Here is a 12,463-nt window from a genome sequence, read left to right as displayed (position 1 = left end):
ACGACGGGTTCTCCGCCGATTTGTTCAGTGCACACCGGCCATATGTCGGCTCACCCATGGTGTGAGTGCCGCGACGATCGAACCGGCACAGATCGCCACCGCTCCGGTGATACCGAAGTAAGCGAATTCGTGTTCCGCGTCATAGAACCGAGCCAAGGTACCGGACATCGACGTGCCGATGCCAACAGAGAAGAAGTACAGGGCCATCATCTGCGCGCGAAACGCCTCGGGGGCCAGCTGGGTGGTCACCGAGAGGCCGATCGGTGAGAGCAGCAGCTCCGAAACCGCGAAAGCACCCATGATGAGCAGCACCGCAAGTGCCGGGACGGACTTTGCGCTGCTGCCCGAGAACAGCACGAACAACCAGAACGCCAGGCCCATGCCGATGACGCCGAGGGCGAATTTGCGCGGTGTGCTCGGCGCGCGGTTGCCGAGTTTGGTCCACATCAGCGCAAACAGCGGCGATAGGCAGATGATCCACACCGGCTCGGCCGAGCCCACCCAGTTCGACGGCGCGGTCCAGCCGAAGATGCGCCAGTTCATCCGCTCGTCGGAGTAGACCGCGAGCACGGTGAAGATCTGCTGGAACAGCGACCAGAAGACCGCGTTCGCGATGAACAGCGGAATGAACGCGCGGACCCGGCTGCGCTCGATCGGCGTCACCTTGGCGCTGGTCAGCATGATCACGAAGTAGGCGAGCGCGGCGGCGATGATGACACCGGTGGTGACCTCGGCGAGGTTGTCCAGATTCACCAGCCCGCTGATCAGTGCCAGCGCGATCACGATGGCCGCACCGGCCACGATCCCAGCGACCGGCCCGGCGGCGGCGCGCGGCAGCGGATTGGGCACATGTCGGCCCGCGGTGCCGAGATTGCGCCGGAACACCACGTACTGGGTGAGCCCGACCGCCATACCGACCGCGGCCGCGCCGAAGCCATAGTGGAAGCCCCAATGCCGCTGCAGCAGACCGGTCAGCAGCGGTCCGGTGAACGCGCCGAGGTTGATGCCGAGATAGAACAGCGTGAACCCACCGTCGAAGCGCGGATCACCCGGCCGGTAGAGGGTGCCGAGCAGCGAAGACGCATTGGCCTTCAGTCCGCCGCTGCCGAGCGCGACCAGGACCAACCCGACCCCGACACCGGTCAGTCCCGGCAGGATCGCCAGCGCGATATGTCCGGCCATCACCACGACGCCGCCGTAGAAGACGGTGCGCTCCATGCCGATCAGCCGGTCGGCGACCCACCCACCGAGCACCGTGGACAGATACACCAGCCCGCCGTAGGCGCCGACGATCCCGACCCCGGTGCTCTGTGGCAGACCGAGTCCACCTTCGGTCGTCGAGTAGTAGAGGTAGTACCCGAGGATGGTGAGCATCCCGTAGAACGAGAAGCGTTCCCAGAGCTCGACTCCGAACAGGTTGGTCAAGCCGATGGGGTGACCGAACAGGGTCCGCTCCCTGATCGGTTGCTCCATCATTGCCGCGTCGGACATGCTGAGACCATCCCATATGGGCAGAGAATTTCCGGCATCCTGAACAAAGTTTCCCTGTTCATGCGCGATGCCTCGCAACCCGCCTGTGCTGCGGGTCATAGCAAATCGCTGCCGGGCCGGAACATCGTGGAACTACCCGACCAAAGGGTCCAGCTAGCGAATTCGAGGCAATGTCGAATATTCGTCGGCCCGGTTCCGTGACCTAACTCATTATCGACAACGCTCGACGAGAAGCCACCGGAACTTCCCGGTAAAGTGCGCCTCGCTGGACGGGGAACCCTCGTTTGTTGGCTGGACGGGGGAACCTGATGAAGCACTCGAGCGCGCACGCGGCACTGTTCCTCACCGCGATCGTCACGCTGGTGTCGCTGCTCGGCACCGGATGCGCGCCGGTATCCGCGGTGGACGACGAGCGAACCGATCTCGTCGTCGAGTCGGCGCAGGAGCCCCCGCTCACGGCCAATACCCTGCACGCCGATCTGCGGTTGGCACCGCTGCAGTGCGAGCTGCCGCCGGTCGAGATGAGCGCGTCGGGCCAGCGGCAGTTCGTGCAGACCGCGCTGAACTGCCTTGCCAGGGTCTGGGCCTCGCCCCTGCGTTCCGCCGGTATGTCCGTCGCGCCACTGGAGCTCGTCGTGGTGGACAGCGTGATATCCGGCTGCTCGAAACAGGTCCGACCGACCGATGCCGCGTTCTATTGCGGCGGCAGTGTGTACTGGCCCACCGACGATCCGATCCATCAGGGCTGGGGCTCGCTGCTCGAGCCCTACCTGCTGTTCGTGGTAATGCACGAATACGGCCACCACCTGCAGTCCTCCACCGGCATCCTGCGCATGGCCGACCGGGATATCGACAGCGCGGGCGAACGGTCACCGGTCGGACTCGAACTCAGCCGACGCATCGAACTACAGGCCCAGTGTCTGGCCGGAGTGATGTTGGCCGCGGCGCAATCCGGCGGGATGATGACGCCGAGCGGGGTCGCCGAGCTGATCGATATCCAATCCGATGTCGCGGAGGATCCGGCCCACGGCACCGGCACGAACAGCAGGCGCTGGGTCGAAACCGGCTACCGCAGCGCCTCGACCTCGTCGTGCAATACCTGGGCAGCAACGCCGGAGGAGGTGGAGTGAACGAATCCGATCGACCGCACGGGTCACCGGCAATGCCTCAGGCGATGGACATGGCGATGCCGTCGAGGATGTCGTGTTCGCTGACGATGAGGGCGCATATGTCGGTGCGGCGGGACAATTCGTAGGCGAGCACCTCGGTGATGACGGCGCCGCCGCCGATCACGTCGACGCGGCCCGGATGCATGGGGCCGAGGGCCGCACGCTCGTCGTGGTTCATGCCGATCAGGCGGTCGCAGACCTCGCGGACCTGGTCCAGGGTCAGGCTGGTGAGATGGACCCGCTCCGAATCGTATTCGGGCAGATCGAGGGCGATGGCGGCGAGCGTGGTCATGGTGCCCGCGACACCGACCCAGGTGTGCACACCGTCGACGGGTACCTTGTCGAAGGCCTCGGATAGTCGTTCGGTGGCGAATTCCCGTGCGGCGGCGACCTGTTCGGCGGTCGGCGGATTTCCGGGCAGGCACCGCTCGGTAATGCGGACGCAGCCGATATCGGCGGAGAACGCGGCCCGCACGCCGTCGCTATCGCCGACCACCAGCTCGGTGGAACCGCCACCCAGATCGACGACGACAAAAGGTCCAGCGTCGCTGGCCAATTCGCCGACGGCGCCGGTGAACGACAGCCGCGCCTCCTCGTCGCCGGTGATCACCTCGGCCTCCGCGCCCGGCACCACGGTGCCGAGTTCGGCGCGGGCCATGGCGAAGAAGTCCTCACGGTTCGCGGCATCGCGGGTGGCCGAGGTCGCGACCATCCGCACCCGGCCGACGCCCGCCTCCCGCATCATCGCGGCATAGTCGGCGAGCGCGATCCTGGTGCGCTCGATGGCCTCCGGTGCGAGCGCACCGGTCGCGTCCACACCCTGGCCGAGTCGCACGATGCGCATCTCGCGGTGCACATCCGCCAGTCGGCCGTCGCCGAGCACATCGGCGATCAATAGTCGGATGGAGTTGGTGCCGCAATCCACGGCCGCTACCCGGTCACTCATTGTCGCTCCGCTCGTTTTCGTGCCCGTCGGCTGGCGGGTGGGGCCGCTCGTACTTCGGCCAATCGGCGGGAATCGCGGTGCCGCGCAAGCCATGATCGGCCGCCATCGCTACCGCTTCATCGCCGAACGGATTGACGCCGGGGCCCTTGGCCAGCGCGTGCGCGATCAGCACATGCAAGCATTTCACCCGCTCCGGCATCCCGCCACCGGTGAAATCGGTGCCGAGCGACTCGATGGCATCGCGTTCGGCCAGATAGCTCTCGTGCGCGGCGCGGTAGGCGGCGGCCAATTCCGGGTCGGTGGCCAGGCGTTCGGTCATTTCCCGCATGACGCCAGCGGATTCCTGACGACTCGCCTCGGCGGTGAGCCGCGGATCGGTCAGGTAGTACAGGGTCGGGAAGGGGGTGCCGTCGGGCAGGCGCGGAGCGGTCTTCACCACCGCTGGCAGCCCGTCGGGGGTGCGGTAGGCGACGGCGAGTACACCGCGCGGTGCGCGCCCGAGCTGTTCGGCGATGATCTCGAGATCACGGTCGGTCGGTGCGGTCACCTCGGTCCTTCCGGTGCTGGAGTCGGCTCGGCAGGCGGCCCGGCCGGTGCGGCCGCGGGCGCCGCCGGGGCCTGCTGCGGTTGGGAGATACTGCGCCACAGCTCGGTGTACCAGGGCTCGGGCGCCTTCGACTGGGTCGGCGCGGCGGGTGGCGCGGGCGCTTCGATTCCGGGCACCTGCACGATATAGGGCGTCTCGCCCGGCATGACCAGCCGCAACCGGTCTCTGGCCTCGGACCGGACGTAGGCCGGATCCTGTTGCTGGGCCCGGCGATCGCGCAACTTGGCGAGATCGGCCTCGAGTTCGATGCGCTCTTGCGCGAGGTGTGCGGCCTCTGCGCGCTGGGTGAAGTAGGTGCGCAGCGGCACGGCCAGGGTCAGCGCCAGGGCGCACACCACAATGGCCAGGATGACCGCCCTACCGGTCGAGAGACCCAGGATGGTGCGATCGTGCTCGGCGACGCGCGATTTTGTTCGCCGCGACTCGGCCTTCTTCTCGGCGGGTTCGGAGCGCCTGCGGGTCGTCCGCTTCGGCGCGGCCGCCGGAGATTCGGCTGACGGGCGCGATCTGGCAGAGCGCGACGTGCGGCGGTTCCCACGTCCGGCCGGACTGGATCCGCGCGCACGTCGCTCTGTCATACCGTCACCCTGTATCTACCTGTAGCCAATTGCGGTGCTCCCGGGCCCCTCGTGGTCGAGCAGGCTGCCGCCTCCGGGCCCATCGCGCGCACCGCGATCGATTAGCCCTCGAACGCGAACCGCGGGAACGCGACGTCGCCCGCGTACCGTGCGGAATCGCCGAGCGCGTCCTCGATGCGCAGCAGCTGGTTGTACTTGGCGACGCGCTCGCTGCGCGCGGGAGCACCGGTCTTGATCTGGCCGCTGCCCACCGCTACGGCGAGATCGGCGATGGTGGTGTCCTCGGTCTCGCCGGACCGGTGGCTCATCATCGTCTTGTAGCCGTTGCGGTGCGCGAGTTCGACGGCATCGAGGGTCTCGGTGAGCGTGCCGATCTGGTTGACCTTCACCAACAGCGCGTTGGCCGCGCCCTTGGTGATGCCCTCCTCCAGACGCTCCGGGTTGGTGACGAACAGGTCGTCACCGACGAGCTGCACCTTGTCGCCGATCTGATCGGTCAGCGCGATCCAGCCGTCCCAGTCGTCCTCCGACAGCGGGTCCTCGATGGAGACCAGCGGATAGGCGGCGAGGAGTTCGGCGTAGAACTGCGCCATATCGGCGGCCGAGCGCACGCTGCCCTCGAACTTGTAACCACTGCCCGCGGTGTAGAACTCGGTCGCGGCGACATCGAGCGCGAGCGCGACATCGGTGCCGAGCTTCAGACCGGTCTTCGCGATGGCGACGCCGATCAGGTCGAGGGCTTCCTTGGTGCCACCGACCGACGGCGCGAAGCCACCCTCGTCACCGAGACCGGTGGACAGGCCCTTGGCCTTCAGCACCGACTTGAGCGCGTGGTACACCTCCGCACCCCAGCGCAGCGATTCCTTGAACGTCGGTGCGCCGATCGGGGCGACCATGAACTCCTGGACGTCGACGCCGCTGTCCGCGTGCGCGCCACCGTTGAGGATGTTCATCATCGGCACCGGAAGCACATGCGCGTTCGGGCCACCCAGGTAGCGGAACAGCTCGAGACCCGAGGATTCGGCGGCGGCGCGGGCCACGGCGAGCGAGACACCGAGCAGGGCGTTGGCGCCCAGGCGCGACTTGTCCGGAGTGCCGTCCAGATCCAGCAGGACCTGGTCGACGGTGCGCTGCTCGACCGCGTCGAGTCCGATCACGGCCGGCGCGACCTCATCGAGGACACCCTCGACGGCCTTGCGCACACCCTTACCGCCGTAGCGCTCACCACCATCGCGCAGTTCGACGGCCTCGTGCTCGCCGGTGGAAGCGCCCGAAGGCACGGCAGCCCGGGTCAGGGTGCCGTCGTCGAGGGCGATCTCGACCTCGACGGTGGGGTTTCCACGAGAATCCAGGATCTCGCGAGCTCCGACCTGTTCGATGATGGCCACGAAAACGACACTCCTTCGGCTGCTGGCACGGTAGGTCTGACGGGAAGGGCCGTGCGCTTGCGAGCCTAGCGTCCTCGGCGATTGCGAGGTAACCGGCACTCCGACGAATCCCGTCGCATCGTCGTGGGGATCGCCCGTCGTTTCATCCAACGGGTGATCATGCCCGGCGTCCGACGCTGTACGCGGCCGCGCGATCGCGGACCGTCAGCAGATACGCATTGGATTGGTTATAGGTCAATAGCGCTTGCTGCCAGCCGCGCTCGGAGGTCAGGTCGCCGCCGCTCGCACACAGATATCGGGCCGCGGTGAGGGCGGCGTCATCGATGTTCTGCGGGTCGGCAATGCCGTCGCCGTTGGCATCGACACCCCAGCGCTTCCAGGTCTCCGGAATGAATTGCAGTGGGCCGAGGGCCCTGTCGTAGTCCGGATCGCCGTCGAGCTTGCCGCCATCGGTGTCCTTGACCAGCGCCACACCCGGCGAACCGTCCAGCGGTATGCCGATGATCGACGGGCGCACGGTGCCGTCGGCATCGACCGCCGAACCGCGATGGGTGCCGTGCTTACTCTCCACGCTGGCGATTCCCGCAATGGTGGTCCACGCGATCCCGCAATCGGGCCGGGACCTGCCCATGATCGCCGCGGCATAGCCGTAGGCCTCCAGCGCGACGCTCGGAATGCCGAGTTCGTCGGATTGCTCCGCGGCCCAGTCGCGTAATTGCACGGCGGTACGGCCGGGGGCGTCCAAGTCGATCACCGGCAGTGGCGTACCGGGACCGGGCGGGATGCCCGCGGGAATGGGCGGCAGCGCGCGTTCGGCGCCGCAACCGGCGAGCACGAGGGTCACCATTGCGGCGGCCGATACGCCGATCAGCTTCGCGAGCACCCCTCCATCATCCAGATCCGAACGACCACCCCTGCGAAACAAGCGTCGCGACAAGCCGAGCACCATATTGCCTCCCCCTCCGATGGCGCATGCCCAGCCGTCACGCGCTCGTGATCCGAGAGTACCGAGCAAATCGCCGTTGGAGTGGTCGCGAAATGTCCTCGCATACCTGACGCGCATCACGCATATGCTGTGCGGCGCGCGGCACCTAACCGAGAAGTTCACGAGTCGCGGTATGCGCCGCAGTGGTGAGCACCGTTGTCGCCGCACCGGATTCGACGATGCGGCCGTGATCGAGGACGATGACGTCCGAGCAGTGGCCGGTGACCAGGGCCATGTCGTGGGTGATGACGAGTAGGCCGGTGCCGTGTTCGGCGCGGATGCGGTCGAGCAGCGTCATGATGGCGACGGCGGTGTTGTGGTCCAGGGCGGAGGTGATCTCATCGCAGACCAGGACCGCCGGCTCGGCCGCGAGCGCCCTGGCCAGCGCCACCCGCTGACGCTGGCCGCCGGAGAGCTCGTGGGGATAGCGGGCCGCCAATTCCGGCGCGAGTTCGACCGAATCGAGCAGATCGATAACGCGTTGCGCCAGTAGTCGTTTCGGCACTCCGCCGATGCGGCGCAGTGGGCGGCCGAGCGTCTGCGCGACGGTTCGGCGTGGATTGAGCGCGGACCGCGGATGCTGCGTGACCAGTTGAATGCCATGGCGGCCGTGGCAAGTTCGGCGGCGAGGACCGACCGGGATCGGCGCACCGCCGAGTTCCAGTGAGCCGGTCGCCGCATGGTGCAGACCGGCGATCACCCGTGCGAGAGTGGTCTTGCCCGCCCCGGAAGCTCCGGCAACCGCGAGCGCCGAGCCGCCGGACAGCACGAGATCGATACCCGCCAGCACCTGGTGCCCGTCGATCGATGCGCCGATATCCCGGGCGCGCAGCAGGGGTTCCGGACTATCTGCGGACCGCACCATCGCCGCATCGTGTGCATCCGGGTCGGGCCGCTCGAGCACTTCGACAGCGCCCGACCGAACCACTGCGACGTCAGATCCGGCCGATGCCACCGGCTCGGATTCCGCCTTCGTGTCGCACATCGGAGACCGCTGCGCCGCCGCATCCGCCTGACTCGGCGAACCAGCTCGCTGGTGCACCGCCGTCGAGGCGGCGGTGAGCACCGCGTCCCCGATACGCTGCGCAAGGTCGGCAGGCAGGTCCAGCGAGGTATCGAGCGCAGGGCGTCGTGGCGCCGACAGCTCGACACGATCGTCGGACGAAGCGCCGATCCCGTTCGGCTGCGGCGGGGTCGACACTGCCGAACGGATCGGACCAATAACGCCGCCACCGGTCGCGCCGAGTTCGACCACGTCATCCGCGATGGCGTGCGTGGTCGCCGTGTCATGGCCGGAGAGCAGGATGGCCGCTGCGCGCTCGGCGGCGATATCGGCTAGCAGGCGGGCGATTTCGGTGCGCAGGGCGCCGTGCAGACCGGCGAGCGGTTCATCGAGGATGAGTATTCCGGTGCGGCGGACCAGGGCGCGGGCGAGCGCGACTCGGCGCTGCTGACCGCCGGAGAGTTCGCCGGGGCGGCGGCGCAGGTGTTCGGCGGACAGGCCGACCAGCTCCAGGGTTTCGGATACGGCCGCCTCCGGATGGCTCACCTCATCGAGCAGGGTGCGCACCCGCATCAACGGGTTGAGCGCGGAGCCGGGATCCTGTCCGACATAGGCGATGTTCGCACGCCGGAACCGTTGCAGTGCAGCGGGGTTCAGCGCGAACACATCGCGCCCCGCGACGGTGGCCGAACCCGCGGCGCGAATGGCTCCCGACGGCAGGTACCCGAGCAATGCGCGCATCAACGTGGTCTTGCCCGATCCGGAGGGACCGGTCAGTGCGGTGACCGTGCCCGCGGCGATCCGGAATGTGGTGGGCCCGAACAACTCCTGACCATTCGAACCGCGCACGGTCAGCGCGTCGACGACGACAGGGTCACTCATCCTCATCCTTCCAGTGCATCGGGGACGGCGTCTGCCCCGCGCGTCCGCCGGGTAGCCCATCGTCGAGGCGCGCCGGGCCGTCGCTGTTCGAAGCTCGTGACCGCGATATTCACACTGACCGCGACCACCGCGATCGCCAGGCTCGGGGCCAGCACCGACCAGGGGTTGAGAAGCATGCCGGAGGCGTTCTCGCGCACCATGACCGCCCAGTTGCTCGCGCCGAGCGTGGTCGGCAGTTGCAGAAATGAAGCGGTGCTGACCACATAGACACCCTCGACGAACCGCAGGCCGAGTTGAGCGGCCAGCACTTCGCGCAGATTCGGGATCACCTCGCGGAACACCAGATGCGGCAGGGTTTCGCCGCTGGCTTGCGCGGCTTCGACATAGCCGGTAGCAGCCACGCCCGCTGCGGCGGCCGCGAAAACCCTTGCACAGTAAGGTATTCCGAAGAGCAGCGCCACCACGATCAAGCCGTACACGCCTGCGTCCGGCCAAGAGGTCAGCACCAGCAGGATGCCGAGGACGGCCGGGATCAGGATCGCGAAGTCGGCGGCACCTTCGATCACCCCACCGACCCGAGGACGCAGCACCGCGACGGTGCCGAGCACGCAGGACAGTGCCGTCACCGCGACCGCGATCACCGCCGCAAGCACCAGCAGACCCCAACCGCCATAAAGCAATTGAGTGAGAACATCGCGTCCGATTCGATCCGTCCCCAGCGGGGCATCCGCACCGGGCCCGGCGAACGGAATGCCGACCGCCTGCTCGGCGGGCCGAGTCGCCAGGGTCGGCCCGAGCGCGGCGGCAACCACCACCAGCAGCGCGGGCAGCACGGTGAGCAGCCGAATTTTCGTCATATCCGCCCTCGCGACGCCCAAGCCCGAATGCCGTCCGCCGCCGCCAACATCGCCATGATGACCACACCGGTCAGCGCGACCACCGCGGCGATCAGCGAGGTATCCCGATCGGCCACCGAACTCGCCAGCACCGCACCGAGTCCCGGATAGTTGAAGATGGTCTCGACCACCAGCGCACCACCGAGCAGCATGCCGACCGTGGTCGCGAAACTCGCCACGATGGTCGGCAGCGCGAACGGCAGTACATGCCGGGTCAGTACCGTTGTGGTCGAAAGCCCTTCCAGCACAGCACTTTCCACATGCGGCGCACGAGCGGCATCCAGCAGGGCCGCGCGCACGACCCTGGTGTTCCAGCCGATCTGCGGTATCGCCAGCGCGAGCACCGGCAGCACCAGCATGTCGGGGCTGGCCGGGAGGCCCGAGCGGCCGGTAATGGTGACGGCGGGCAGCCATCCCGCACCCAAGGAGAACACCAGGATCAACAACGTCGCGATGACGAACTCCGGAATCGCCGCGGCCGCAGTGGTAGTCGGCTGCAGGAACCGGGTCGACGCACCCTGCCGAGCCGCCCACCAGCCGCCGAGCAGCAGCGATGCCATCACTGTTACCAGGAAGGCGATCCCACCGAGCAGCAGCGTCGGCGGGAACTTATCGGCCAGTAGCTCATTGATCGATCGGCCACGCGCCGTCCGGCCGAAATCGCCGGTCGCCACACCGGATAGCCACTCGACGAACCGCACCGGCAGCGGACGATCCAATCCCAGTTCGTGTTCCTTCGCCGCGATCCGCTCCGCGGTCGCGTCACGGCCCAGTACCGCACGAGCGGTATTGCCCGGCAGCAGGTCGACGGCCGCGAACACCGTCGCCAGCAGCGCGATCAACAGGATGACGCGCCGGATGAGGAGTCGGGCGAAGGACATCACTGCGCGAGCCAGGCCCGTTCCAACTGGACCCTGGCGAAGCCGCCGAGCGTGGGCACATCGCGCACCCGGGACGCGGCAATATCGATGCCGTCGGCCATGCCCCAGACCAGGTAGCCACCGCGGGTGTATTCGATCCGTTGCACCTCGCGACAAGCCGTCGCGTACTCTGAATCACTCGGCGCGGCAAGGGCTTTAATTGTAGCCGCATCGAATTCGGAATCCTTGAACGCGGTTTCGTTGCGATTGGAGCCCGAGGACATCAGCTTGGTCGCGAAGAACAGCGCGGAATCATTGGTGCCCCAGGAGACCGTGTACAGCGGTGCCTTCAACCAGGTCTGGTCGTAGAAGGTGTTCGGCTCCTGGGTCACGACATCGAGCCGCAGTCCGATATCGGCCAACTGGGTGGCGATCACCTTCGCCGATTCGACCTCACCGGGCGCCTCGGCTTTGGTGAGCAGCTGGTACCCGCGACCGGTATCGAACCCGGCCTCGCGCAGCAGCGTCTTCGCCCGATCCACATCGCGGGACCGCTGCGCAATGGTGTTGTCGTACAACGGATCACCGGTGCCGAGGATATCGTTGGCGACCGTGCCGTAACCCGAATGCACCCGATCGACCAGGGCCTTGCGATCGACGCCCAACCGAACCGCCTCGCGCACCCGAGCATCGGCGAACGGCCCGTCGGAGGTACGCATCGCGACCCCGACCATGGTGTCGTTCGGCCGCCGCACCACTCGCAGATCACCGCGCCCATCGGCGGTGCGTCCCGCGATCGCACCGACATTGGACGCCAGATCGATCTGCCCGCCGAGCACCGCATTCCCCAGCGACGTCACGCTGTCGAACATGGTCACCTCGATGGCATCCAGCAGCGGTACCGGACCGTGCCAGCGGTCATTGCGCACCAGCCGAGCATTGCCGTCCTGATAGGACTCCAACCGGAACGGGCCGGTGCCGATGGCCTTGGTGAAATCGGTGGTGTCCTTCTTGACGGTGAAGGTCATCAGCCGAACCAGCAGCGGCAGTTGGGAATTCGACTCGGGCAGCGCGATCACCACCCGGTTCGGGCCGTCGGCGGTGATGTCCTCCACGGCGGCAGGCATTTTCGACGCACCGCCGACGGTGCGCAGCCTGCGCAGCGACCACACCACATCCTCGGAGGTCACCGGGGTTCCGTCATGGAAGGTCGCACCGTCGGCAATGCCGAAGCTCCAGCGGCGACGCTGCGCATCGGATTCCCACCGGTTGGAAAGGCGCGCAGCAACATTCGGGTCGGCGCCCGGTACCGTGAGTGCGTCGTACACCAGCGAGGTGATAAGGAAGTCGCTGTCATTGCTGAGATTCGCGTGCGGATCGCGTTCGATGCGCGCCGCACTGCCGAGCGCACCGACCCGCAGGGTGCCACCGCGACGCGCGGGCCCGCCGGAATCGCCGCCGTCCGAGCACGCCGCGACCAACAGCACCGCGCCGACGCCCAAACCCGATCGCAGGAGTTGTCGTCGATTCCATTCCATGGTGCCGCCCTCCTCGAGCATTCGAGTTACCAGCGCGCGATCGCAAAACCGTAGCCAATCGAGCTAGGACAGGCTAGCCTAAGAGTGTTCCAGTCGTTGGACTTTGCTCCGCCGCAAGAC

11 protein-coding genes are annotated in these 12,463 nt (G+C 67.3%); 1 reads left to right on the top strand and 10 read right to left on the bottom strand.

Annotated elements, in window-relative coordinates; genetic code table 11:
- Positions 1 to 24 precede the first annotated feature (24 nt).
- Entirely contained in the window at positions 25 to 1,491 is a 1,467-nt protein-coding gene (locus ACQP0C_RS06725; RefSeq protein WP_433731574.1) for a peptide MFS transporter, read from the bottom strand.
- Between the two features lie 308 nt (positions 1,492 to 1,799).
- Between ACQP0C_RS06725 and ACQP0C_RS06720 the strand changes: the two genes are divergently transcribed.
- Complete coding sequence (locus tag ACQP0C_RS06720; RefSeq protein ID WP_433731572.1) at positions 1,800 to 2,621, top strand: neutral zinc metallopeptidase; 822 nt, start codon at positions 1,800 to 1,802, stop codon at positions 2,619 to 2,621.
- 37 nt (positions 2,622 to 2,658) lie between these two features.
- Here ACQP0C_RS06720 and ACQP0C_RS06715 read toward each other — a convergent pair whose 3' ends face one another.
- From ACQP0C_RS06715 to ACQP0C_RS06675, 9 genes are all read right to left on the bottom strand, one after another.
- Positions 2,659 to 3,606: an exopolyphosphatase gene (locus tag ACQP0C_RS06715; RefSeq protein ID WP_433731570.1), complete on the bottom strand. Its 948-nt coding sequence runs from the start codon at positions 3,604 to 3,606 to the stop codon at positions 2,659 to 2,661.
- Positions 3,599 to 4,153: a DUF501 domain-containing protein gene (locus ACQP0C_RS06710; protein ID WP_433731568.1), complete on the bottom strand. Its 555-nt coding sequence runs from the start codon at positions 4,151 to 4,153 to the stop codon at positions 3,599 to 3,601. The genes ACQP0C_RS06715 and ACQP0C_RS06710 overlap by 8 nt, the downstream gene beginning before the upstream one ends.
- Complete coding sequence (locus ACQP0C_RS06705) at positions 4,150 to 4,791, bottom strand: FtsB family cell division protein (RefSeq protein ID WP_433731566.1); 642 nt, start codon at positions 4,789 to 4,791, stop codon at positions 4,150 to 4,152. The genes ACQP0C_RS06710 and ACQP0C_RS06705 overlap by 4 nt, the downstream gene beginning before the upstream one ends.
- Positions 4,792 to 4,892: 101 nt before the next feature.
- Complete coding sequence (eno, locus tag ACQP0C_RS06700; RefSeq protein WP_433731564.1) at positions 4,893 to 6,179, bottom strand: phosphopyruvate hydratase; 1,287 nt, start codon at positions 6,177 to 6,179, stop codon at positions 4,893 to 4,895.
- A 157-nt stretch (positions 6,180 to 6,336) separates the two neighbouring features.
- A complete protein-coding gene (locus tag ACQP0C_RS06695; protein ID WP_433734458.1) occupies positions 6,337 to 7,026 on the bottom strand; it encodes a lytic transglycosylase domain-containing protein in 690 nt (229 codons plus the stop codon).
- 244 nt (positions 7,027 to 7,270) lie between these two features.
- Positions 7,271 to 9,049 carry an ABC transporter ATP-binding protein gene (locus ACQP0C_RS06690; protein WP_433731562.1) on the bottom strand — a complete coding sequence of 593 codons (1,779 nt, stop codon included), beginning with the start codon at positions 9,047 to 9,049 and terminating at the stop codon, positions 7,271 to 7,273.
- Between the two features lie 2 nt (positions 9,050 to 9,051).
- The gene (locus tag ACQP0C_RS06685) at positions 9,052 to 9,906 is read right to left on the bottom strand and encodes an ABC transporter permease (protein ID WP_433731560.1); all 855 of its coding nucleotides are present in this window, start codon (positions 9,904 to 9,906) and stop codon (positions 9,052 to 9,054) included.
- Entirely contained in the window at positions 9,903 to 10,826 is a 924-nt protein-coding gene (locus ACQP0C_RS06680) for an ABC transporter permease (RefSeq protein ID WP_433734457.1), read from the bottom strand. The genes ACQP0C_RS06685 and ACQP0C_RS06680 overlap by 4 nt, the downstream gene beginning before the upstream one ends.
- Positions 10,826 to 12,343: an ABC transporter substrate-binding protein gene (locus tag ACQP0C_RS06675; protein WP_433731558.1), complete on the bottom strand. Its 1,518-nt coding sequence runs from the start codon at positions 12,341 to 12,343 to the stop codon at positions 10,826 to 10,828. The genes ACQP0C_RS06680 and ACQP0C_RS06675 overlap by 1 nt, the downstream gene beginning before the upstream one ends.
- Positions 12,344 to 12,463: the final 120 nt, after the last annotated feature.

Origin of the sequence: Nocardia sp. CA-129566 (genome assembly GCF_050956075.1) — a bacterium.
Classification (GTDB): Bacteria; Actinomycetota; Actinomycetes; order Mycobacteriales; family Mycobacteriaceae; genus Nocardia.
The sequence above is the reverse complement of the archived record's forward strand: the minus strand, read 5'-3'. Positions and strand labels throughout refer to the sequence as shown.

Bases quoted from the DNA above. Each gene is read 5' to 3' on its own strand.
- ACQP0C_RS06675 (WP_433731558.1), bottom strand. From the start codon at position 12,343: ATGGAATGGAATCGACGACAACTCCTGCGATCGGGTTTGGGCGTCGGC.
- ACQP0C_RS06695 (WP_433734458.1), bottom strand. From the start codon at position 7,026: ATGGTGACCCTCGTGCTCGCCGGTTGCGGCGCCGAACGCGCGCTGCCG.
- ACQP0C_RS06725 (WP_433731574.1), bottom strand. From the start codon at position 1,491: ATGTCCGACGCGGCAATGATGGAGCAACCGATCAGGGAGCGGACCCTG.
- ACQP0C_RS06680 (WP_433734457.1), bottom strand. From the start codon at position 10,826: ATGTCCTTCGCCCGACTCCTCATCCGGCGCGTCATCCTGTTGATCGCG.
- ACQP0C_RS06720 (WP_433731572.1), top strand. From the start codon at position 1,800: ATGAAGCACTCGAGCGCGCACGCGGCACTGTTCCTCACCGCGATCGTC.
- ACQP0C_RS06685 (WP_433731560.1), bottom strand. From the start codon at position 9,906: ATGACGAAAATTCGGCTGCTCACCGTGCTGCCCGCGCTGCTGGTGGTG.
- ACQP0C_RS06690 (WP_433731562.1), bottom strand. From the start codon at position 9,049: ATGAGTGACCCTGTCGTCGTCGACGCGCTGACCGTGCGCGGTTCGAAT.
- ACQP0C_RS06715 (WP_433731570.1), bottom strand. From the start codon at position 3,606: ATGAGTGACCGGGTAGCGGCCGTGGATTGCGGCACCAACTCCATCCGA.
- ACQP0C_RS06705 (WP_433731566.1), bottom strand. From the start codon at position 4,791: ATGACAGAGCGACGTGCGCGCGGATCCAGTCCGGCCGGACGTGGGAAC.